This window comes from Nocardia violaceofusca NBRC 14427 (assembly GCF_963869435.1).
Lineage (GTDB): Bacteria > Actinomycetota > Actinomycetes > Mycobacteriales > Mycobacteriaceae > Nocardia > Nocardia aobensis.
In genome coordinates this window covers 26,501-48,038 of sequence record NZ_CAWMPM010000049.1, presented here as the reverse complement: position 1 = coordinate 48,038, position 21,538 = coordinate 26,501, and the positions used below count along the sequence as shown (strand labels likewise).

General features: G+C 69.4%; 25 protein-coding genes. 11 read left to right on the top strand and 14 right to left on the bottom strand.

The window, feature by feature from the left end:
- Positions 1-28 precede the first annotated feature (28 nt).
- The 5 genes from AC5592_RS32770 to AC5592_RS32750 all read right to left on the bottom strand — a co-directional run bounded on the left by AC5592_RS32770 (position 29) and on the right by AC5592_RS32750 (position 4,174).
- The gene (locus tag AC5592_RS32770; RefSeq protein ID WP_063066409.1) at positions 29-1,000 is read right to left on the bottom strand and encodes an MspA family porin; all 972 of its coding nucleotides are present in this window, start codon (positions 998-1,000) and stop codon (positions 29-31) included.
- A 123-nt stretch (positions 1,001-1,123) separates the two neighbouring features.
- Positions 1,124-2,173, bottom strand: coding sequence for an ABC transporter ATP-binding protein (locus AC5592_RS32765; RefSeq protein WP_063066408.1), 1,050 nt, complete (start codon positions 2,171-2,173; stop codon positions 1,124-1,126).
- Complete coding sequence (gene modB / locus AC5592_RS32760) at positions 2,170-2,985, bottom strand: molybdate ABC transporter permease subunit (protein WP_036508820.1); 816 nt, start codon at positions 2,983-2,985, stop codon at positions 2,170-2,172. The genes AC5592_RS32765 and modB overlap by 4 nt, the downstream gene beginning before the upstream one ends.
- Positions 2,982-3,767, bottom strand: a complete 786-nt coding sequence (gene modA, locus AC5592_RS32755) for a molybdate ABC transporter substrate-binding protein (RefSeq protein ID WP_063066419.1) — start codon at positions 3,765-3,767, stop codon at positions 2,982-2,984. The genes modB and modA overlap by 4 nt, the downstream gene beginning before the upstream one ends.
- A 5-nt stretch (positions 3,768-3,772) precedes the next feature.
- Positions 3,773-4,174 carry a TOBE domain-containing protein gene (locus AC5592_RS32750; RefSeq protein ID WP_036508843.1) on the bottom strand — a complete coding sequence of 134 codons (402 nt, stop codon included), beginning with the start codon at positions 4,172-4,174 and terminating at the stop codon, positions 3,773-3,775.
- Between the two features lie 92 nt (positions 4,175-4,266).
- On the opposite strand from AC5592_RS32750, the gene AC5592_RS32745 reads away from it, so the two are divergent.
- Entirely contained in the window at positions 4,267-4,479 is a 213-nt protein-coding gene (locus AC5592_RS32745; RefSeq protein WP_063066407.1) for a nitroreductase/quinone reductase family protein, read from the top strand.
- A 9-nt stretch (positions 4,480-4,488) separates the two neighbouring features.
- Here AC5592_RS32745 and AC5592_RS32740 read toward each other — a convergent pair whose 3' ends face one another.
- Complete coding sequence (locus AC5592_RS32740; protein WP_036508815.1) at positions 4,489-4,920, bottom strand: type II toxin-antitoxin system Rv0910 family toxin; 432 nt, start codon at positions 4,918-4,920, stop codon at positions 4,489-4,491.
- Positions 4,921-4,962: 42 nt separating this feature from the next.
- On the bottom strand, positions 4,963-6,054 hold the full coding sequence (locus tag AC5592_RS32735) for an XdhC family protein (RefSeq protein ID WP_157122382.1): 1,092 nt from the start codon (positions 6,052-6,054) through the stop codon (positions 4,963-4,965).
- 124 nt (positions 6,055-6,178) lie between these two features.
- On the opposite strand from AC5592_RS32735, the gene AC5592_RS32730 reads away from it, so the two are divergent.
- Genes AC5592_RS32730 through AC5592_RS32715 form a run of 4 tightly spaced genes read left to right on the top strand, consistent with a single transcriptional unit; the run spans position 6,179 to position 10,619 of the window.
- Entirely contained in the window at positions 6,179-8,530 is a 2,352-nt protein-coding gene (locus tag AC5592_RS32730) for a xanthine dehydrogenase family protein molybdopterin-binding subunit (RefSeq protein ID WP_063066406.1), read from the top strand.
- Positions 8,527-9,402 (top strand): FAD binding domain-containing protein, encoded by an 876-nt coding sequence (locus AC5592_RS32725; protein ID WP_063066405.1) that lies wholly within the window; start codon positions 8,527-8,529, stop codon positions 9,400-9,402. Before AC5592_RS32730 ends, AC5592_RS32725 begins: the two co-directional genes overlap by 4 nt.
- The gene (locus AC5592_RS32720) at positions 9,395-9,931 is read left to right on the top strand and encodes a (2Fe-2S)-binding protein (RefSeq protein ID WP_063066404.1); all 537 of its coding nucleotides are present in this window, start codon (positions 9,395-9,397) and stop codon (positions 9,929-9,931) included. Before AC5592_RS32725 ends, AC5592_RS32720 begins: the two co-directional genes overlap by 8 nt.
- A gap of 16 nt (positions 9,932-9,947) precedes the next feature.
- The gene (locus tag AC5592_RS32715) at positions 9,948-10,619 is read left to right on the top strand and encodes an SRPBCC family protein (protein ID WP_063066403.1); all 672 of its coding nucleotides are present in this window, start codon (positions 9,948-9,950) and stop codon (positions 10,617-10,619) included.
- Positions 10,620-10,629: 10 nt separating this feature from the next.
- Here the strand turns inward: AC5592_RS32715 and AC5592_RS32710 are convergent, their stop codons facing one another.
- Positions 10,630-11,181 (bottom strand): nucleotidyltransferase family protein, encoded by a 552-nt coding sequence (locus AC5592_RS32710; RefSeq protein ID WP_036508807.1) that lies wholly within the window; start codon positions 11,179-11,181, stop codon positions 10,630-10,632.
- 175 nt (positions 11,182-11,356) lie between these two features.
- On the opposite strand from AC5592_RS32710, the gene AC5592_RS32705 reads away from it, so the two are divergent.
- From AC5592_RS32705 to AC5592_RS32695, 3 genes are all read left to right on the top strand, one after another.
- Positions 11,357-11,992, top strand: coding sequence for a TetR/AcrR family transcriptional regulator (locus AC5592_RS32705; RefSeq protein WP_036508805.1), 636 nt, complete (start codon positions 11,357-11,359; stop codon positions 11,990-11,992).
- 6 nt (positions 11,993-11,998) lie between these two features.
- Positions 11,999-12,223: a GNAT family protein gene (locus tag AC5592_RS32700; protein WP_063066402.1), complete on the top strand. Its 225-nt coding sequence runs from the start codon at positions 11,999-12,001 to the stop codon at positions 12,221-12,223.
- 84 nt (positions 12,224-12,307) lie between these two features.
- Positions 12,308-13,210, top strand: coding sequence for an SDR family oxidoreductase (locus AC5592_RS32695; RefSeq protein WP_036508802.1), 903 nt, complete (start codon positions 12,308-12,310; stop codon positions 13,208-13,210).
- A gap of 105 nt (positions 13,211-13,315) precedes the next feature.
- Here AC5592_RS32695 and AC5592_RS32690 read toward each other — a convergent pair whose 3' ends face one another.
- The 5 genes from AC5592_RS32690 to AC5592_RS32670 all read right to left on the bottom strand — a co-directional run bounded on the left by AC5592_RS32690 (position 13,316) and on the right by AC5592_RS32670 (position 17,132).
- On the bottom strand, positions 13,316-13,690 hold the full coding sequence (locus AC5592_RS32690) for a DUF2255 family protein (protein ID WP_063066401.1): 375 nt from the start codon (positions 13,688-13,690) through the stop codon (positions 13,316-13,318).
- Between the two features lie 74 nt (positions 13,691-13,764).
- The gene (mftE, locus tag AC5592_RS32685) at positions 13,765-14,448 is read right to left on the bottom strand and encodes a mycofactocin biosynthesis peptidyl-dipeptidase MftE (RefSeq protein WP_036508798.1); all 684 of its coding nucleotides are present in this window, start codon (positions 14,446-14,448) and stop codon (positions 13,765-13,767) included.
- The gene (mftF, locus tag AC5592_RS32680) at positions 14,435-15,811 is read right to left on the bottom strand and encodes a mycofactocin biosynthesis glycosyltransferase MftF (protein ID WP_063066400.1); all 1,377 of its coding nucleotides are present in this window, start codon (positions 15,809-15,811) and stop codon (positions 14,435-14,437) included. The genes mftE and mftF overlap by 14 nt, the downstream gene beginning before the upstream one ends.
- Positions 15,812-15,909: 98 nt before the next feature.
- On the bottom strand, positions 15,910-16,119 hold the full coding sequence (locus AC5592_RS32675) for a TOBE domain-containing protein (RefSeq protein ID WP_036508795.1): 210 nt from the start codon (positions 16,117-16,119) through the stop codon (positions 15,910-15,912).
- Between the two features lie 197 nt (positions 16,120-16,316).
- Entirely contained in the window at positions 16,317-17,132 is an 816-nt protein-coding gene (locus tag AC5592_RS32670; RefSeq protein WP_036508793.1) for an acyl-CoA thioesterase domain-containing protein, read from the bottom strand.
- Between the two features lie 221 nt (positions 17,133-17,353).
- On the opposite strand from AC5592_RS32670, the gene AC5592_RS32665 reads away from it, so the two are divergent.
- Positions 17,354-18,274 carry a TIGR03564 family F420-dependent LLM class oxidoreductase gene (locus AC5592_RS32665; RefSeq protein WP_084507555.1) on the top strand — a complete coding sequence of 307 codons (921 nt, stop codon included), beginning with the start codon at positions 17,354-17,356 and terminating at the stop codon, positions 18,272-18,274.
- A 6-nt stretch (positions 18,275-18,280) separates the two neighbouring features.
- Here AC5592_RS32665 and AC5592_RS32660 read toward each other — a convergent pair whose 3' ends face one another.
- Positions 18,281-18,682, bottom strand: coding sequence for a hypothetical protein (locus AC5592_RS32660; protein ID WP_036508790.1), 402 nt, complete (start codon positions 18,680-18,682; stop codon positions 18,281-18,283).
- A gap of 498 nt (positions 18,683-19,180) precedes the next feature.
- On the opposite strand from AC5592_RS32660, the gene AC5592_RS32655 reads away from it, so the two are divergent.
- Together AC5592_RS32655 and mnmA are read left to right on the top strand one after the other, a co-directional pair.
- Positions 19,181-20,410: a cysteine desulfurase family protein gene (locus AC5592_RS32655; protein WP_036508787.1), complete on the top strand. Its 1,230-nt coding sequence runs from the start codon at positions 19,181-19,183 to the stop codon at positions 20,408-20,410.
- Positions 20,407-21,528 (top strand): tRNA 2-thiouridine(34) synthase MnmA, encoded by a 1,122-nt coding sequence (mnmA, locus tag AC5592_RS32650; protein ID WP_063066399.1) that lies wholly within the window; start codon positions 20,407-20,409, stop codon positions 21,526-21,528. Before AC5592_RS32655 ends, mnmA begins: the two co-directional genes overlap by 4 nt.
- Positions 21,529-21,538 lie beyond the last annotated feature (10 nt).

Here is a 21,538-nt window from a genome sequence, read left to right as displayed (position 1 = left end):
CCCAGGCCGCGTGATGGGGGAGTGCGCGTCAGAACGTGAACTGATCGCCGTACGCGGTGGTCTGAACCAGGCCCGTGGGCGTCGACACCGTGGCGGAGACGAACGGGACCGCCGCAACCGGGGACGCGCATTGGGAGACGTTCAACGCGGCGTTGTTGAATGCGATGTGGTACGGGAAAGCGGTCGTGTTGTCCAGGGTGGCCGTCGCGGTGGTGGCGGTGGTGACCTGACCGGGACCGATGTTCGCGTCCAGGTTCTCGGACAGGCCGAGGGAGCCGCCGACGCTCGGCCCGAGGTCGAAACCGGGCGGCGATACCCCGGGCAGCCCCGCGCTACCGGATGTGGTGGGCAGGCTCGGAGTGGTGATCGTGGGAGTGTCCGTGGTGGGGAGGACTGTCGTCGGGGGCGTGACAGTGGTCGGGGATGTGACGGTCGTCGGGGATACGACAGTCGTCGTGGGAGTGGAACTCGTGGTTTGAGCGACACTCGTACGGACAGCCCTGGTGGGAGTGGTAGTGGTACGGGCGGTCGTGGGGGAGGTGCTGGTACCGCTGGTGGTCGGAGTGGCGCTACCGGTGGTGGCGATGGGCGCGGCGGCAGTCGTGAGAGACGGCGGCGTGAAGGTCGGGGAGATACTGAGTTGCAGTCCCTGGTTGGGCGAGATGCCCACGTCGAAACCGCCGGCCACGCTGATCCCGCAGCCGAGCAGGAATCCCGCGACCGCCTGACCCGAGGTGATCGGGTCACCTTCGACGTTGACCGAGAAATTCCCGGACAGCTGCGAGGCATGGGAGAACGTCATGAGGTAGTTCGGTGTCCGGTCACCGGGTGGGTTCACCCCGATGTTGTCCACCGACGCGGTGAGATGGACTCCCGAACCGGTCACGTCCGTGCCGGGTGGCTGGGCGTGACTCGTTTCGCTCCCGCCGGTCCATAAGATCGACGCGACGGCGGTCACCGCGGCGATGCCTGTCGCGGCGGCGATGAGGGGACGTCGCATAGCTGGATCCTGTTCCTCGATGTCATGGCAGCAGATCGCGAACAGCTATCGACCGGCAAGCATAGTGCGCGGATGTGCGCGGACCGGGAAATCGGTACGCGCCACGCCGTCGACCTCGAGATATCAAGCGGGGTAGACGTGGATCTCGGTGGCCTTGACCGCGGCCCATACCCGCATATCCGGTTGAATGCGCAGGTCGGCCACCGCTGCCGAGGTGATGTCCGCGAGCACCGGCGGAGCTCCGTCGAGTCGGACGCGGGTGAGGTGGGCGTGGTGTTCCAGGCCGCCGACAGTCACCGGCCAAGAGTTGCGCGGGCTGCCAGTGGGTTGCTGTGGATGCAGGCTCACCGCGGTGGGCGGGAAGGCGAGGAAGACCCGGCCGGTCGCCGGAGTGGCGACGGTGAGGTGCCCGCCGTTGTCGATCTCGACACCGGTGCCGTCGGCCGTGCCGCGAAACAGGTTGAGCCCCATCAGATCCGCGACATAATCCGAGCGTGGCCGCCGCGCGATCTCGGCGGGTGCGCCCTGCTGGACGACCGTGCCCTGTTCGAGGATGACGAGCCGGTCCGCCAGCACCATCGCATCGAGTGGATCGTGGGTGACCACCACGGTATGTCCACGATAGTCACGCAGATGCCGGGCGAGGTCGGCGCGCACCTGCATCCGGGTCCCGGCGTCGAGGGCGGCCAGTGGTTCGTCGAGCAGCAGCAGCTGCGGGTCCGTGGCCAGGGCGCGCGCGAGTGCCACCCGCTGCGCCTGCCCGCCGGAAAGGGTGCGGGGCGTGGCGTGCGCGTGTTCGGCGAGGCCGACCCGCTCGAGCCGGTCGGCGGCGCAGGCCCGGGCTCGGGCGCGTCGCATACCGCGCGCCCGCAGGCCGAACGCGACGTTCTCCAGCGCCGAAAGATGCTGGAACAGAAGGTAATCCTGGAATACGACGCCGACCTGTCGACGTTCCGGCGGGACGAAGACGCCCGGCGGCTCGTCCCAGACCGCGTCGGCGACGGTGAGGCGCCCGCCGGTGAGCGGGACCAGTCCGGCCAGCGCGCGCAGTGCCGTGGTCTTCCCGGCGCCGTTGGGGCCCAGCAGCGCCACCACCTCACCGGGTGCGACGGACAGTGAGAGGTCGAGGCGGAAGCGCTCGCGCCGTACCTCGAGTTCGGCCCGCAGCGTCATACCGCTCCTCGAATCCAGCGCTCGCGCAATGCCACCAGCACCGCGACCGAGACCAGCAGCAGCACCAGGCTGAGCACGATCGCGGCATCGGGATCGGTTTCCAGCGCGAGATACACCGCGAGCGGCATGGTGGTGGTGCGGCCGGGGAAATTCCCGGCGAAGGTGATGGTCGCGCCGAATTCGCCCAGCGCCCGCGCCCAGCACAGCACGCCGCCGGCGAGCACACCCGGCGCGATCGCGGGCAGGGTGACGCGGCGGAAGGTGTACCAGGGGCTCGCGCCGAGGGTGGCGGCGGCTTCCTCGTAGCGGGTGTCTGTGCTGCGCAGCGCGCCCTCGACCGAGATGACCAGAAACGGCATGGCGACGAACGCCTCGGCCACCACCACCCCCGGTGTCGTGAACGGCAGCGAGATGCCGAACCAGTCGTACAGATATTGCCCGAGCAGCCCGCGCCGGCCGAAGACCAGCAGCAGCGCCACCCCGCCGACCACCGGCGGCAGTACCAGCGGCACCGTCACCAGCGCGCGGATCAGTCCCCGACCCGGCAGCTGCGCCCGCGCCAGCAGCCAGGCCAGCGGGATGCCCAGCACCAGGCAGATCGCGGTCGCGCAGGTGGCGCAGATCAGCGAAAGCCGCAGGGCGGTACCGACTTCCGCGCTGAACAGCCGATCGGACAGACTCGCCCACGGGGTGCGCACCAGCAGGCCGATCAGCGGGATCACCAGGAACGCCAGCGCGCAGAGCGCGGGCAGCACCAGTACGACCGGCCGCCGTCCCGATGCCGCCCGACGCCGCGTTCCCGGTCTGCTCACGGGGTGTCGAATCCCGCGGCGGTGAACACCTTCTTCGCCGGATCGGAGTGGATGTAGTCGACGAAGGCGGCGGCCGCGGCGGCGTTGGGCGCCTTCGCGAGCGGCGCGATCGGATAGGTGTTGATCACCTTCCCCGATTCCGGGAAGTCGATGCCCCGCACCTTGTCGCCGGCCGCCTGCACATCGGTGCGGTAGACCAGGGCGGCGTCGACCTCGTCGAGGGTCACCTTGGTGAGCACGGCCTTGACATCCTGCTCGCGGGTATCGGGCTGCGGGGTGATGCCGGAGATCTGGAAGACCTTCTCCGCGGCCGCACCGCACGGCACCTGCACCGCGCACAACGCGATCCGCGGTTCGGTCCTGCCGAAATCGGCCAGTCCGGTGATCTTGCCCGGATTGCCCTTGGGCACAGCGATTTCCAGCCGATTGCTCGCGAAGGTGTCCGGTTTCGCGGTGACCTCACCGGCGTCGACCACCTGCTGCATATTGGCTGGGGCGGCGGAGGCGAAGACATCGGCCGGCGCCCCCTGCTTGATCTGCTCGGCCAGTGCCGAACTGCCGCCGAAGCTGTAGACGACCTTCACGCCGGGGTGGGCGGCCTCGAAGTCGTGTCCGAGTTTCGTGAACGTCTCGGTGAGCGAGGCCGCCGCGAACACCGTGACCGTGCCCGAGAGGTCGCCCGTCGCGGACGTGGTTGTCGCGTCGTCGGACCCGCATCCGGCCAGGGCGGCGGTGACGGCGACGACGGCCGCCGCGGCGCCGGCGGTTCGGAGGATGTGCATGCTGGTCAACTTTCTGGGATCTCGACCACGACGTGGGTCGATTTGACCGAGGCGACGGCGATACTGCCGACCTCGAGACCGAGTTCGTCCACCGATTCCCGGCTGATCAGCGAGACCAGCCGGAACGGTCCGGCCTGCATCTCGACCTGCGCCATCACCGTGTCCTTGACGATGCGGGTGACGATGCCGCGCATCCGGTTGCGTGCCGAGGCGGCGACGGTGACTCCGGGCTCGTGCGCCTCGGCGTGCTGACCACGCAATACCTCGGCCAGGTCCGCGCCGCGTACTCCCTTGCGGCCGCTGTCGAGCCGGATCTCCGGCAACCGCCCCTGATCGATCCAGCGCCGCACGGTGTCGTCGCTGACCCCCAGCAGCGCCGCCGCCTCACTGATCCGCAGATTCGTCACAATCACAAGCATATTGCCGTGAATGCGGTTCGCAAGCCCTCAGCGGTTGCGGGCCGCTGTATCGATGGTCGGGTGGGTGGATCGGCGGGCACATGCCGGGCCGTCGGCACGCGCGCATCCTCGCCCACCCCGACACCACGATCCGGATCGGAACCGAGGTGCGTCCGGTGCGGGCGCGGGTCGCGACCGCGGCCGGATATCCGGACCTCTGGTGCGAATTCGTCACGATGACACCGGATTACGAGTTCTATCGGCGTCGGGCGGGCGGTCGCACGATCCCGCTGGTCGTTCTCGAGCCGCGATGACGGGCGTGCTCAGCAGTACAGGTCGACGAACCGGTCGAGTGAGCGTTCGATATCGCCCCGCAGCGCTCGTGCCACCGTCGCCCCGATCGGGCCGAACAACGGCCGCCCGCCCAGGTCGATGTCGACCGTGACCGCCGAGCCCGAGGCGTTCGGCGCGACCAGCAGTTCCAATCCCAATTTGGTGCCGCCTTTGCCGGCGCCGCTCAGCACGAGCCGGCGCGGCGGTTCGGCGGTGCGCACGGTCCAGCGCACGCGATTGCGCAAACCTTTCACCGAGGCGATGCCCACCAGTTCGGTACCGGGGGTGAGCTCATCGGGCACCCGGCCGCGCCACGCCTCGTGCATGATCAGCCACTGATCGAGTTCGCCCAGATTCGCCGCATGCGACCAGGCCCGATCGGGAGAGATCGGAACATCCACCGATACTGTCAGTTTCGCCACGCGTGGATGTTAACCGCCGGTGATTCGCACACCTGCCGGTGGCTACGAGGCGAGTCCGGGGTCGGCGTGGATCGGCCGGTCGGTCGCCGAGAGCGGTTGTGCGGAGCCGCCGCGGCGCACCGCCACGATTTCGGCGCCGATCGACACCGCCGTCTCCTCCGGCGTACGGCCGCCGAGTTCCAGGCCGATCGGTGAATGCAACCGCCGCAGCTGTCGATAGGTGATGCCGTTGTCGCGCAGGTGTTCGCGGCGCTCTCGATCCGAGCGCCGCGAACCCATCGCCCCCACATACGCCACCGGTAGCCGCAACGCCGCCGCGAGAACGGGCACATCGAATTTCGGATCGTGGGTCAGCACGCAGATCACCGTGCGTGAATCCACCTGTGTCCCGGCCAGATAGCGGTCGGGCCGCTCACGCACCACCTCGTCGGCCTCGGGCAGGCGTGCCCGGTCGGCGAAGACCGGACGCGGTTCGCAGACGGTGACCCGATAGCCGAGCAGCCGCCCGACCCGGCACAGCGCGGCGGTGAAATCGGTGGCGCCGAAGACGATCATGCGCGGCGGCGGCGCGAAGGACGCCACGAACACCGTGCGTTCGCGATCCGCGCAACCGATGATGCGGACCGCGCTGGTAGCGGCTTCGAGCATGGCACGAGCGTGCGCGATCACGGCCGGATCCGCGGGCCCACCGACCGTGCGATCCACTCGCACCGCGACCATCGCACCGGATTCCAGATCCCGCACCAGCGCGACCGGCCGATCCGGATCCAGCGCCGCATCGATGGTGTCGTATTCGGCCGCGGTGATCCGGTGGATGAACACGTCGAGTTCACCACCGCAGGTGAGCCCGACGGCGAAGGCGTCGTCGGCGCTGTAGCCGAAGGTGTGCCGGACCGGCTCCCCGGATTCGAGGACTCGCAGGCATTCCTCGTAGACCGCGCCCTCCACACAGCCGCCGGAAAGGCTGCCCCGCACCTGCCCCGACGCCGAGACCGCCATGGTGGTGCCCACCGCCCGTGGCGCACTGCCGCGCACCCCGATCACGGTGGCCAAGGCGTAAGTCGTTGCGGCGGCATGCCAGTGCCGCAGGTGCTCGCCGAGTTCGCGCACGCCGACCTCCGATGAGAATTGCATTCTCCATATACTGTAGCGACGTACTCACTTTGGGCATATATTATTAACCGACCGCGAGGTGCCGGTCCTTGTCCGACGGCGAACAAGAGGGGATCAGTCCGATGACCGCGATGCGAGCCGCCCGATGACCTCGACGACAACCACCGCGAGCGCCTCCGTCGTCGGCGCCCGCGTACCGCGCATCGAGGACGCGCGGCTGGTCACCGGCGCCGGAACCTTCGTCGACGACGTGACCCGCCCGGGCGCGGTGCACGCCTGCTTCGTGCGCAGCCCGCTGCCCCGCGCGACCATCGGCACGATCGACGTCTCGGCGGCACTGGAACTCGACGGGGTGCTCGCCGTCTACACCGCCGCGGACCTCAACCCCGGTGCGCACGAGATCTCCTACGACCTGGACATGGTCGGCATGCCGCCGGTGCCGCGTCCGCCGCTGGCCGAGGAGGAGGTCCGATTCGTCGGCGATCCGGTCGCGCTGGTGATCGCCGCCGACCGCTATATCGCCGAAGACGCCGCCGAACTGGTCGTCATCGACTACGAACCGCTGGATCCCGTGGTCGACTACACCACCGCCGAACAGTCGCCGAACCTGGTGCACGCCGGATTCGCCGGCAATTCGGCCGGGGCGATGGGCGGGCGCCCGGCGTCCGACCTGGCACCGCTGTTCGAGTCGGCCGCACATGTGGTGCGGCAGCGGATCTTTCAGCAGGCCTATCTGCCGGTGCCGATGGAAACCCGCGGCATCCTCGCCGAATGGACGGCCTCGACGGCGGAGATGACGATCTGGATCGCCACCCAGTCGCCGCACGAGGTCCGGGCGTTCTGCGCCCGCCTGCTCGGCATCGATGAACACCAGGTCCGGGTGATCGCGCGCGACACCGGCGGCGGTTTCGGGCTCAAACAGCTGCCGCTGCGCGAGGAGACCTGTGTCATGCTCGCCTCCCGTGCGCTCGGCACCCCGGTGAAATGGATCGAGGACCGCCAGGAGAATTTGATGGCCTCGGGCCTGGCCCGGCACGAGAACGCTGATGTGGCAATGGCATTCGATGCCGACGGCAGAATCGTCGCGGCCTCCATCGATCACGTGCAGAACGTCGGCGCCTATCCCACGCCCTCGCCGATCACCGGTGGTGTGGTCGTCGGCATCCTGTTCCCCGGCCCCTATCGCATCACCGACGCCTCGTTCAGTGCGAAGTTCCTCTACTCCAACACCGTCGGGCGCGTCGCCTATCGGGGGCCGTGGCAGTTCGAATCGGTGGCACGCGAGGTGCTGCTCGACCACGCGGCCCGGCAGATCGGTATCGACGCGATCGAGCTGCGCCGCCGGAACATGTTGCGCCGCGACGAATTGCCGTGGGCCAATCCCAACGGCATGTCCTACGACAACATCTCGCCGCTGGAGACGCTCGAGCAGGCGGTCGAGAAACTGGACTACGACGCCTTCCGCGCCGAACAGCGCGCCGCTCGCGCGCAGGGCCGCTACTTCGGCGTCGGCACCTGCACCTATGTGGAACCGACGACCGGCGCGAGCCCGTTCCTCAGCACCGAAGGCGCCACCATCCGCATCGAACCCAGCGGCAAGGTCAACGTCTACGTGGCGGGCGGTTCGGCCGGAAACAGCTTGGAAACCACCGTCGTTCAGCTCGCGGCCGCCGCGCTGGGGGTCACGCTGTCGGACGTGCGGACCATTCAGGGCGATACCGCGGTGACGCCGTTCGGCGGCGGCACCGGGGGCAGCCGTTCCGGATCGATGACCGCGGGGGCGATCGGGCAGACCGCGGCCGTGCTGCGCGAGCGGATCGTCGCGATCGCCGCCCACCGATTGGGCGTCGCGCCGGAGGAGATCGATATCGCAGACAGCCGCGCGAGCGTGCGCGGCGCCCCCGACAAGGGGCTCACGCTGGCCGAGATCGCCGATATCGCCTACTTCCAGGCGGACAGTCTGCCGCCCGGAGTCCCACCCGGACTCGAGGCCAACGGCCGGCACAAGACCTCGCAGATGGCGATCTGGGCCAACGCCACCCACATCTGCACCTGTGAGGTCGACATCGAGACCGGGGCGGTGACGCTGCTGCGCTATATCGTCAGCGAGGACGTCGGCCCGATGATCAACCCGAATGTGGTGGAGGGCCAGATCTACGGCGGCACCGTGCAGGGCATCGGCGGCGCGCTCTACGAACATCTCGCCTACGACGAGAGCGGCAATCCGGTCGCGACGACCTTCCTGGACTATCTGCTGCCGACCGCCATGGAGGTGCCGGTCATCGAGGTCGGTCACGTCGAGACGCCCAGTCCGGGGCCGGGCAGTTACAAGGGCGTCGGCGAGGGCGGGGCGATCGGAGCGGCGCCTGCCGTGCTCAACGCCGTCGCGGATGCGTTGTCGCCGTTCGGAATCGAGCTCCGGGAGCTGCCGCTCTCACCCGCCCGGATCGTGGACATGGTGGAGCGGGCACGCGCCGCCGGGAAGGAGCCGGCGTGAAACCGGCCGCCTTCGACTATCACGCCCCCGCCTCGGCCGAGGAGGCGGTGAGACTGCTCGCCGAACTCGGTGACGAGGCCAAGATCATCGCCGGCGGCCAGAGTCTGGTGCCGATGCTGGCTTTGCGCTTGGCGGTCTTCGATCACCTCGTCGATCTGCGGCGAGTCGACGACCTGCGCGGAATCGAGGCCGGTGCGTCGAGTGTGCGGATCGGCGCGGGGACCACCCACGCGGCGATCGGCGCCTCGGCGGAGATCCGCCGGGCGGTTCCGCTGCTGCACCGGGCGACACCGCTGATCGGGCACTTCCAGATCCGCAACCGCGGCACCATCGGCGGTTCGATCGCCCATGCCGACGCCGCGGCCGAATATCCGGTGGTGGCGTTGACTCTGGACGCCGAGATCGAGGCGTTGTCCCCGCGTGGGCGGCGCACCGTCGCGGCCGCGGACTTCTTCACCGGTATGTGGACGACCGCGCTTGCACCCGACGAACTGGTCACCGCGATCACCGTCCCGGTCCGGTCCGGGCGCAGCGGTTACGCGATCGAGGAATTCACAAGGCGCAGCGGCGATTTCGCGATGGCCGGGGCGGCGATCGCGGTCCGGCTGGACGGGGACTCCCGCATCGAGCGCTGCGCGATCGGCCTGTTCGGCCTCGCGCCGACCCCGGTGCGGGCGCACGAGGCCGAGGCCGAGTTGCCGGGCCGGCCCGCCGATGCGGTGGCGGCCGAGGAGGTCGGCGTCGCGGCGACCGCGAATCTGACGGCGATCTCGTCGGATGTGCACGGTTCGGCCGAATACCGCCGCCGGCTCGGTGCGGCGATGGTGGCGCGGGCATGGCGCCGCGCGATAGCGGAGGCGAGCAATGACTGAGATCGATATCGAGGTGCGGGTCAACGGCTTTCGCCGCCGCGACGCCGTTCCGGCCCGCCTGACGCTGGCCGATTATCTGCGCGACCGCTGCGGGCTCACCGGCACGCACCTCGGATGTGAACACGGGGTGTGCGGCGCCTGCACGGTCCTGCTCGACGGTGCCGCGGTGCGCTCCTGCCTGCTCTTCGCGGTGCAGGCCGACGGCGCCGAGATCACGACCGTCGAGGGCATCGCGGAACCCGACGGGACACTGTCGGCGGTGCAGGAGGCCTTCCGCGCCGAACACGGATTGCAGTGCGGCTTCTGTACGCCCGGCTTCATCGTCTCCGCGACGGCTTTCCTGCGCGAGAATCCCGACCCCACCGACACCGAGATCCGCGAGGCGATCTCGGGAAATCTGTGCCGCTGCACCGGATATCAGGGCATCGTGCGCGCGGTCCGCGCCGCCGCCGATGCGCGCGAGCCCGGTGCCGAATCGTCCACCGGCGACGAGGCCGATATCGCCGCACCCGCCGCGCGGCGGACCTGACCGACCGAGGACTTTCATGAAACTCGACAACACGTTCACCATTCCCGTTCCGGCGGCGCAGGCCTGGCCGGTGCTGCTCGACCTCGAACGCATCGCGCCGTGTGTCCCCGGCGCGACCATCACCTCGCGCGAGGGCGACGATTTCCACGGCAAGATCAAGGTCAAACTCGGTCCGGTGGGGTTGAGCTACAACGGGATCATCAAGGTCATCTCGCAGGACGAGCAGGCCGGGGTCGCGGTCCTCGAGGGACGTGGCCGTGAGGCGCGCGGCAACGGCACGGCGACGGCGACCATCACCTGCCGATTGGTCGAGAACAACGGCAGCACAGACGTTTTCGTCGATACCGATCTGGCGATCACCGGCAAGCCCGCACAGTTCGGCCGGGGCGCGCTGGCCGATGTCGCGGGGACCCTGATCGGGCAGTTCGCCACCAACCTCGCCGACGAGATCACCGCCTCGGCACAGCCGGCCGAACCGCTGCGCGCCGTGACGGAGGAGCCGGCCGCGGGCGCGCCGACCGTCACCGCGCAACGACAGCGGACTACCGCCTCGCGCACCCCGGCCGAGCCACTGGATCTGCTCGCTGCCGCCGGATCGGCACCGGTGGTGCGCTACAGCGGATTCGCGGCGGCGCTGATGCTCGTGGTGCTGGTGGCCGTCATCCGGCGGCGAGCGCGGCGGGGCTGAGCGGGTCGCGTCAGCGTTCGAGGTCGCCGGGTTCGTCGATGTCGCGGCCGGTGGCCAGATCGCCGCATTCCACGGCGTGCGCGGAAACGCTACGCAGGTAAGCGGCGGCGCCACGATCACCGGACAGGGTCGGCAGCAGATCGGCCCAGTGCCGGCGTGCGATCACCACGGGATGGCCGGGACGTCCGGCGAAACTCGCGCGCGCGATACCGGCCGGGTCGGCCGTCGCGCCCTCGATCACCCGGGCGACCACATCCGCGCCGACATCGGGCGTATCCACCACGTGCAGTGCGACGTACGCGGCATCGAGTCGCTGCGCCGCACCGATTCCCGTGCGCACCGACGCACTCATTCCCTGGGCCCACTCCTGCGCCACCACCGTGGTGGTCGCGGGAATCGGCGGAACCCGGGCGGCGCCGAGCACCACCACGACCTCCGCGCATCCGCCGTCGCGCAGAGCGTCCACCGCGATGGTCAGCCAGTTTCCGACCGTGGCCTTGGGGCGGCCGAATCGCCGCCCCGCCCCGGCGGCGAGTACGACTCCGACTACTCGGTCCGGCATGGTCGGCCTTTCGATGGGGAAATGCGCTGTCGCGCCAATGTAATAGCGGAAATGCCGGTCCTTTGTGGACTCGGCCAATTCGTCGTGGCGAGCCGCCGAACAGGGTGGATATCGTTCGCGGCCATCCTAGGATGAGCAACCGACCAACAGGCGCGAGATCAGGTAGGAGTGCGTGATGCCGTCCAAGGCGGTCGGTCAGCGTCGACGCCCGACGCAGGAGCGTGCGAAGGAAACCCGCCAGCACATCCTGGACACCGCGGCGCGGTTGTTCGGTGAGCGCGGGATCGAGAACACCTCGACCAACCGGATCGCCGCCGAGGCCGGCCTCAGCATCGGCACCGTCTACCGCTACTTCTCCGACCGCACGGTCATCGTCGAGGAATTGCTCGAGCGACTGCTGCAGAGCATCGAACGCCGCTTCACCGAACGGCTCGATCGCGCGGACCGGTCGGTGGAGGATATGACCGCCGACATCCTCGCCGCTATCTGCGAAGAACTGGTCGACAACGCGAAACTCGTCCGCGCCCTGGCCGCCGGGGTGCAGTTCTACAACAGCGGCATCCCCGAATTCGAACCCCGCCTGCGCCTGCTGGTGAAGGTACTGCTGATCCAGATCCTCGGCCCCAGCGACGACCACGAACTCGACGTCATGGCCTTCGTCCTGGTGAACACCGGATTCTCCGCGGTCCTGCGGGCCTCCGCGCTCGAGGTCGACCCCGAGGAACGCCGCGAAGCCATCGTCATGACCGCCCGCATGATCGGCGCCTGGAGCACCGCGGAAATCGAACGCCGCGCAGCGAATTCGGCCTGAGAGCTCGTGCTGCTGCACATTGCGACATCGATGCGCGGGCGAGGGGTCGGGCGGCGGTTGGTGGCGCGAATCCGCGCGGACGATCCCGCGATGCCGATCGTGGCCGAAACGGACCGCTCGGCGCTCGGCTTCTACGTGGCCCTGGGATTCGGCGTGACGTCGCTGGGGGAGAAGTACCCGGGCGTCGAGCGGTTTCGGGTGCGTCTGGAGTCAGGTTATGACAGCGGCTGACGTAGAGGTGTAGCGTGATGGCAGTCGCTGACATCGGCGGCCGTCGCGCACATCGCGGCGTATTCCTCGCGGGAAGGTCTTTCCATGCGCGTATTCATCACCGGGGCGTCGGGGCATGTGGGGTCCGCGGTCGTTCCGGAACTGCTGTCGGCGGGGCACGAGGTGGTCGGGCTGGCCCGATCGGATGCCTCGGCCGCGGCGTTGGAGGCCGCGGGAGCGCAGGTGCGTCGCGGAAATCTCGACGATCCGGAGGCGCTGGCCGAGGCGGCGGGCACGGCCGACGGCGTCATCCACCTGGCGTTCAAGCACGAGAACATGATCGCCGGAGACTTCCTCGGTGCGGCCGACACCGATCTGCGGGTGGTCCGGGCGTTCGGCGATGCCCTGGCCGGATCGGGTAAGCCGCTGGTCAGCACATCCGGAACGGGTCTGCTCGCGGCCCTGGGGCGAACCGGCACGGAAGCCGACTCGCTACCGGGCGGTCCGCGCATCGACTCCGAGAACGAGGTGATCGGATTCGCCGAGCGTGGAATCCGATCCAGTGTGGTCCGGCTGCCACCGACCGTGCACAGCACCCTCGACCGCCACGGTTTCGTGCCCACCCTGATCGCCATCGCGCGTGAGAAAGGCGTCTCCGCCTACGTCGGCGAGGGCGGCAACCGCTGGCCGGCGGGCCATACCCTCGACGCGGCGACTCTGTACCGCCTGGCTCTGGAATCCGCCCCCGCCGGCACCCGCCTGCACGCGGTCGGCGACGAAGGCATACCGCTGCGCCGCATCGCCGAGGTGATCGGCCGTCACCTGGACGTGCCGGTCGTGAGCATCGCCGCCGAGGAGGCTCCCGACCACTTCGGCTTCCTCGCCCCGATGGTCCAGCTCGACAACCCCACCACGGCTGCGGCGACAACCGCTCTGCTCGGGTGGAAACCCTTGCACCCCAACCTCATCGAGGACTTGGAGGAGGGGCACTACTTCACCGGACGGTGACCGGAACAGCGGCGGACCGGCGGCTCACGTGCCGCCGGCGTTCACCGTATCCGCTGCTCACACTCCTCGAACGCGGTGCCGGTGCGAACATAACCGCTCCCCGGACTATCCGACCGGGTCCACGCGCAGGGTGGTGTTCTCGGCGGCGGGGGCCAGCATCGGTTCGAGGGCGCCGGGCTGGTCGCGGTACTTCGACTCGTAGGCCTTGCGGACGCGGTCGTTGATGTAGGACTCCGTGACCGGATGCAGGGTCACGTCGGTTTCCACGCCGTGGGTGCGGACTCGCGCGCCGCGGGTGTGCATGGCGTGGCGGTACCACCCGCCGGATTGTCCGTACGCGGAGCGGATGTAGAGATCGTTGTCGACGCGCACGACCCAGATGGTGGTCCAGTCCCGCAGTGCGCCGTTCTCGTAGTAGCTGGTGATCTCCAGCTCCTCGGAAGATCCGATCCGATCGAGCTGAGTGGCGGTCCAGGCCATGTCGTTACCTCCATCGATCGCGATGCAGTGGGTTCGCCCAGGCTAGGCCGATCTCCCGTCGTGATGCGGCTGCCTCAGCGCGGTTCGGGAAAACTTTCGGCGACCGCGGCGATCAAGGCGCTCGTCCAGCGTTCGAGTATCCGCGCGCCCTCGGCGGCATCGGCGGTGGTCGGATCGCCGAGTATTCCGTTGGCGCTCACCGCCTTCACACCGCCCGAGCGCAGGCGTGGCATCAGCTCGCGCAGCGGCCGGGTCGTGCCGGGTTCGGCGCGGTGCATCGCGACCCGCTCCGGGGCCAGATGGAGCATGACCGAGGTTTCCGCGTGTCCGGCGTGGGTGTCGTCGGCGGGGCCGGTCGGCGACCACACCAGGGTCGATCGGCCTTCCGTGGTCAGGAGGCGTTGGGCGGCCCGCAGCGGCCCGAGATTTCCGCCGTGCCCGTTCACCAGGATCACGCCCGCGAATTCGTCTGCCGAGCGCACCAATTCGACAATGAGCAGTTCCAGGGCGCGGTGCCCGATCGACAGTGTTCCCGGGAATCCGGCGTGTTCACCACTGGATCCGTACGGAATCGCGGGCGCCGCAACGATATCCGCACGGGTGGCGGCCAAGCGGCGACACAGTTCCACCGCCACGGCGGTATCGGTGCCCAGCGGTAGATGCGGTCCGTGTTGTTCGGTCGCGCCGAGCGGAATCGCCAGCAGCGGCGCGCGATCGGCTTCGGCGAGTTCGGCCGAGGTCAGATCAGCGAGCCGCATCACTGTCTCCGTCGCTTCGATACAGCAGCGGCACCACCGGCTCCGCGGTCCGTGTGCGCAGACATCCCGCCCACACTCCCAGCCCGTAGGCGAGATCGTCGGCGATGCGCAGCAGTCCGGCCCGCGGATCCCGCCCGGCCGTCACCGCGCGGACCACCACCGGTAGGTAGGCCGCGAGCAGCAACCGGCGTCCCCGTCGACCGAACAGTGCTGCGGGCCACCAGATTCGGCGCAGCGCGTCGGCGAGCTGACGTACCGCGGACAGTTCGGCCTCGCCGACCACCGTCGCGGCCATCGACGCCGGTAGCCCGGCGGCGCGCAGCCGCCGCAGTTGCCGCACCGGTTCGGCGGCCGTCGCCATGCCGAGCCAAGGGCGGCCCAGCGCGACCGTTGCCCAGCGCAACGCGGTGCTGCGGGGCAGGCGCGCACAATGCAGATGCCCCGGATGCCGCCGCGCCAGCACGGCAGCGGAGGTGCCGTAGTCGTAGCGCTGCCGCAACCACGCCCGCAGCGTGGCGCGCGGCTCGTGCCGGACCACCGAATCGGGTTGATAGCGAACAAGTTTCCCGTCGCCCACGAGCCGCCAGATCAAATCGACGTCCTCGCCGTAGCGCAGGCTTTCGTCGAATCCGCCGGCCCGGTCCACGGCCGAGCGGCGCACGACCAGCGCCGCGGTCGGGACGTAGGAGATGCGCCCGCCCGGCCGCACCACCGCCGGTTGGGCGCCCATATCCAGGCTCGACCGGTGGGCCTCGTAGCTGCCGAGCACGCCGTGCTCCAAGGTCCGCACCCGCGGGGCCACGGCCGCCACCGCCGGATCGTCGAACAGCGGCAGGAGTGGTTCCAGCCAGCCCGGATCGGGCACGATATCGGAATCGAGAAAAGCGATCAGCTCGGTCCGCACCGCCCGGTATCCGCTGTTGCGTGCCGCCGCCGGACCGCGCGCGGACGCGTGCCGGACGATCGTCACGGTCGGCGGTATTTCCCCGTCCTCGGTGATACGACCGGTGATCGGCAGGGCGGAACCGTCATCGACCACGATGCGGGAGCCCACGTCGCCGGTCGCGGCGAGCAGCCGGGTGAGCCCGCCGAGGTTGTCCTTGACCGGGACGACGACAGTGACATCGGCGATGCTGTGACAGCCCCGGTCGATCATCGGATGCGCGACGCCCGCCGCCAGCATCCGCTGCACCAGCGCCTGCGCGCCCGGGTCGCTGCCCACCGGTTCGCCCGCGAACCACGCCCGCACCCGGCGGGCACCGGCGGGGGACAGGCGCAGCATCCGCAGCGGACTCCCGCCGAGCAGCACTCGTCCGTCGGGTGAGGACCGCAGTCGTACGTCCGGACGCAGCGTGACGGTCACAACGGCACATCCTCCATCGGCACGACCCGGCCGCTAGGCCGCGTCCGGAACGAACGAGACCAGGCTACGTGTGCGGCCGGATGGCGTCGCCGGTGGATCTATTCGATACCGAGGGTGACCTCGGTCGATTTGATCAGTACCTTGACCGCCGATCCCTCGCCGAGGCCGAGATCGTCCACGGCATCGCGGGTGATGGACGACGTGATCTCGTCCCCGCCGGTGAGGCGGACCCGAACGACCGCCATGGCCTCACCGCGCGTGACCGAGACAACGGTGCCGTCGAGCTGATTCCGGGTGCTCAGGCGCATGCGGCGACCATACGCCCGGGATTCGCTCCGGCGGGGTTGCCTCGCCTGCGCGATCCGGATGCGGCCCACGTAGTCCGGGTAACCCGTGCCGACGACAGCACCCGCCCCGCCACGGCCCTCCGCACAGGCCATACTCACCGGCCCCGCCCCAGCGAGCTGATCACGTGAGGGACGAACCGCGTCGGAAACGTTCGCTCTCAGTCGCGTCCGCGGTCGATGCGGACGGCGCGGCGGGCGTTGGCGATGGCGGAGACGGTGGTGGTGCCGAGGACGCCGTGGCGGTCGAACATCACCGCGGTGCCGACGGCGAGGCCGTGGTGTTCGACGCGTTCGGTCAGTGCGAGGCCGACTTCCCCCTCGACCGGCAGGCGGGTAATCGCCATCGTCACATCGGGATTGATGTATTCCAGGCCGGCGCTGCCGAGATTGGACACCATATTGGTGACGTCGGCGACCGAGGCCGCGAACTGGAACGGGGTCGGCTCCTCGCCTTCGACCACCGGAATGGCGAAGTGCCAGATACGTTTTCGGGGGCTGTCGCGGAAGGCGTCGGTCCACTCGCCCCAGCCCTCGGATTCGGTGTGGTACAGCCGTTCCGGGTCTCGTGTGGGCCGCCGGCCCGCGGCGGGAGCGGTGGGTGTGGTGCCGCCGGACCACACCTGCCCGGGCGGGGCCTCGCTCGGTCGCAGGAACAGTGCGCTCGCGCGAGCCGCCGGTTCGCCGTCCTGGGTCAGCACCGCATCGACCAGACAGAGCCGGGGGCCTTCGCGGACGATCGTCGCGGAGGTCACCGAGGGGCGCATCCGCACCGCGCGGAACAGATCGAGCGTCCACCGGACCGGCTGCAGATCCGGACGGCCCAGGGTCTCGACCGTGCGCTCGACCTCCCGTGCCAGCGCGGCGCTGACGGCCGGCCCGCGCATCTGATCCGCGCCCCAGCCGCTGCCCGCGCGAGGTTCGGGATGCAGTTCCTCGGTGTCCTCGTGCTTGACGCGGAAGAACGCACTGTTCATGTGGCCGAACTCCTTCCTCACCGGCCGACGACGGCCGGGCAACCCCGATCATCGACCGCCGGGCGCCGGCGACCACGTCCGGGGTCGGCGAAGCGTGACCGGGACCGAGGAGATCCGGGCGACCGGACGCGCCGTCGCGGCGATCGAATCGATGTGATTCGAACTCTGTCCCGACAGCGCACGCCCGATAGTGTGAGAGTCCCGTTGTGGGATAGGGGTTCATGGTGCGCATCGGTCTCTACATCGGCGGAACTGCGCCGGTCACCGAGGTTGTGGAGCGGATCCGCTGGGCGGAGCGGGCCGGACTGGACAGTGTGTTTCTCAATCAGGTGCTCGGCTGGGATGCCCTGACCGTCGCCACGCTCGCATTGCGGGAGACCGCCGATATCGAGGTGGGAACGGCGATCACCCACACCTTCGCCCGGCATCCCATCGCACTCGCCCAACAGGCGCTGACGGCCACCGCGCTGGCGCCGAATCGGTTCACCCTCGGGATCGGGCCGAGCCATCCGCACATCGTGGAGGACGCGTACGGGCTGTCCTACGAGCGACCCGCCCGGCACATTCGCGAATATCTGTCGGCGCTCACTCCGCTGCTGCGCGGCGAGACCACCGACTATCGTGGCGAGACGCTGCGAGCGGCCGGCACGATCGAGGTCGCCGGGGCGACGCCGCCCTCGGTCGTGGTCTCGGCGTTGGGGCCGGCGATGCTGAAGGTCGCCGGTGAACTGGCCGACGGTTCGGTCACCACATGGACCACACCCGACATCATCGCCGAGCACATCGGCCCGCGGCTGGCGGCAGCGGCTGCCGCGGCGGGGCGGCCGACACCGCGAACAGTCGTCGTGGTGTCGGCGGCCGTGACTCACGATCCGGACGAGCTCAGGCAGGAGTTGGCGCAGGCGTTGGCCCCGGCCTCCCGGCTACCGAGCTACCGTGCTCTGCTGGATCGCCAGCATCTGACCGGTGTGCACGAGACCGCGCTGCTCGGGTCCGAAGATGTTGTGGCAGAAGGTATCAGCGCATACGCCCGCGCCGGTGTCACCGATCTGATCGTCAGTGTGCGTGGGGATGCCGCGGCGCAGCAGCGGACTCGAGAGTTGGTTTCCGCCGTGCGCCGCGCCGCTCCCAGCGCTCGGTGAGGCGAATCACAACCAGTGGAGCAACCGGCGCCACAGGCGTCGGCGCACGTGCGCTTCGCCGGTCAGGGGCTGGGCTCGCGTGGGTGTGATCGGCCCAGGTTCGGCAGTCGGCGCCGGGCCTGGATAGAGGCCCGCCACGACTGTCCCGGGTCCGTCCGGATCGGGCGGCGACGTATCGGGTTCGCCGACCGGCACGCGTTCCGGACACGCCCGTGACCAGGCGAGATGAGTATGGGGATGGCCGCCGTCCGGTGGCATCAGATGGGTGAGGCGCGGCAATTGCACGGTCGGATCGTCCAGATCCCGGCGGAGTTGATTGCAGAACTGCTCGACCGAGCCGTAGCGATCGACGATCTCCTCGACCAGCAGGGCCGCCGACGGAGTTGCCGTGATCAGTTTGCCGCTCACCGTTCTCCTCACCTCACAGCCCGGACACGATCTGCCGCATACCGGGCCGAACCGTCAATGTCTGCGAATAACCCCCAACACATCCACGGCGAGCCGGGATATCGGAATTGCTCTCGCTCGAGCTGACCGGACCCCACCGTGGTGATCGTTCTGCACCGGAGCCTAGTCAGAAACGCCGACATCCGCAAACTTCCCGCGCGCTGGCCGGTGGCCCGAAAATACCTGGAGTCCAGTCGTTTTCGAATGGTAGTGTTGATGTGTTCGCGCATCGGGGATAGGTCGTGAGCAAGCCTCAGCAAATATCGAGCACATGCTTGGTCGTCGACTGTCCGGGTGCCCCTGCGGGGAATCGGGGCCGGCGGAAATCGTCGGTGGTCATCGGGAATATCGGGGGAGGGCCGCCGGGTTGCCGATGGGGGTGAAACGTAGGTGGTGCGCGGAAAGCGGAAGGATACCCCCAAGGTGTGCAGGTCAACGGTGGGATAGGCTGGATCGGTCATGATGTCGGCTTTCCCGGGTCCGGTCGCAGCGGCGCCCAAGACGGTCTACCTCGATCACGCGGCCACGACACCCATGTTCCCGGCCGCCGTCGAGGCGATGACGGCTGTGCTCGGCACGGTCGGTAACGCCTCGTCCCTGCACGGTTCCGGCCGCACCGCGCGGCGACTGCTGGAGGAGGCGCGCGAATCGGTCGCGGCCGATCTCGGAGCGCGTCCCTCGGAGGTGATCTTCACCTCCGGCGGCACGGAAAGCGACAATCTCGCGGTCAAGGGCATCTACTGGGCCCGTCGCGACGCCGATCCGCGCCGCACCCGCATCCTGGTGAGTTCGGTCGAACACCATGCGGTGCTCGACGCGGTGGACTGGTTGCAGCAGCACGAGGGCGCACAGGTCACCCTGCTCGACGTCGACGCCGAGGGCGTCGTCTCGCCGGGGGCGCTGCGCGCGGCGCTGTCCGCGCACGCCGACGATACCGCCCTGGTCAGCGTGATGTGGGCCAACAACGAGGTCGGCACGATCGAGCCGATTCTCGAATTGGCTTCCGTCGCACAGGAATTCGACATTCCGATGCACAGCGACGCGGTGCAGGCGGCTGCCCAGTTGCCCATCGATTTCGCGTCGAGCGGTCTGGCGGCGGCCAGTTTCGCCGGACACAAGGTCGGCGGTCCGCACGGATGCGGTGTCCTGCTGCTGGGCCGGCAGGTGGGCTGCGTCCCGCTGCTGCACGGCGGCGGCCACGAGCGCGATCTGCGATCGGGCACCTCGGATGTGCCGGCCGCGGCCGGAATCGCCGCGGCGCTGCGGGAGACCGTACGGGACATGCCCGCGCGCACAGTGGAATTGGTCGACTTGCGCGACCGCCTGATCGCCGGTGTGCGCGACGCGCTTCCCGATGCTGTCCTCAACGGTGCCACCGGGGATAGGCGCCTTCCCGGGAACGTTCACTTCACCTTCCCCGGCTGCGAGGGCGATTCCCTGCTGATGCTGCTCGACGCCGCCGGAATCGAGTGTTCGACCGGGTCGGCGTGCAACGCCGGGGTGGCCGCGCCGAGCCATGTACTGCTCGCGATGGGTGTGGAGCCGAGGCAGGCGCGCGGCTCCCTGCGGTTCTCACTCGGCCACACCACGACCGTGGCCGAGATCGACAGAGTGCTGGAAGTTCTGCCGTCCGTGGTGGAACGGGCCGAAGCGGCCGGACTGGCCGGTGCGAAAGGAGGTTCGCGATGAGAGTGCTGGCAGCGATGAGTGGCGGCGTCGATTCCGCCGTGGCCGCCGCGCGTGCGGTCGACGCCGGCCACGAGGTGGTCGGGGTGCACCTGGCCCTGTCGGCCACCCCCGGAACGTTGCGGACCGGATCGCGCGGCTGCTGTTCCAAAGAAGACGCCGGCGATGCGCGCCGCGCCGCCGACGTACTCGGAATCCCGTTCTACGTCTGGGACTTCGCCGACCGTTTCAAAGAGGATGTGATCGACGACTTCGTCGCCGCGTACGCGGCCGGTGAGACGCCGAATCCGTGCCTGCGCTGCAACGAGAAGATCAAGTTCTCGGCCCTGGCCGACCGCGCCGCCGCGCTGGGCTTCGACGCCGTGGTGACCGGCCACTACGCGCAGCTGTCCGACGGTGTGCTGCGCCGCGCCGTCGACGCCGACAAGGATCAGTCCTATGTGCTGGCCGTGCTCACCGCCGACCAGCTGTCCCGGGCGATGTTCCCGGTCGGTGACACCCCGAAGCCGCGCATCCGCGAAGAGGCAGCCGAGCGTGGTCTCGCCGTCGCGAACAAGCCCGACTCCCACGACATCTGCTTCATCCCCTCCGGCGACACCCGCGCATTCCTCGGCGCCTCGATCGGCGTGCGCCCCGGCGCCATCGTCGACAGCGACGGCCGCAAACTGGCCGATCACGAAGGCGTGCACGGATTCACGATCGGCCAGCGCAAGGGGCTCGGGCTGCCCGGCCCCGCCGCGGACGGCCGGCCCCGCTACGTCACCGAGATCGACCCGGACTCCGGCACCGTTCACGTCGGTCCCGCGGAAGATCTGAATGTCTGGACGGTGGAGGCGGATCGGGCCGTGTGGACCTCCGGTGAGGTGCCGTCGGGACCTTTCGACTGCATCGTCCAGGTGCGTGCGCACGGCGGCATCGCCCCGGCCGTCGTGGAGGCGGTCGACGGCGGGCTGATCGCCCGGCTGCGCGAGCCGCTGACCGGTGTCGCGCGGGGGCAGGCCGTGGTCGCCTATCTGCCGGATCCGCAGGGAGACCGGGTGATCGGCAGCGGAACCATCAGCGGCACCGGACGTGAGCGAGCCGACGAAGCCGGGAAGCTGGTCGCGGACTCGGTGCTGTGACGTCGGTCGT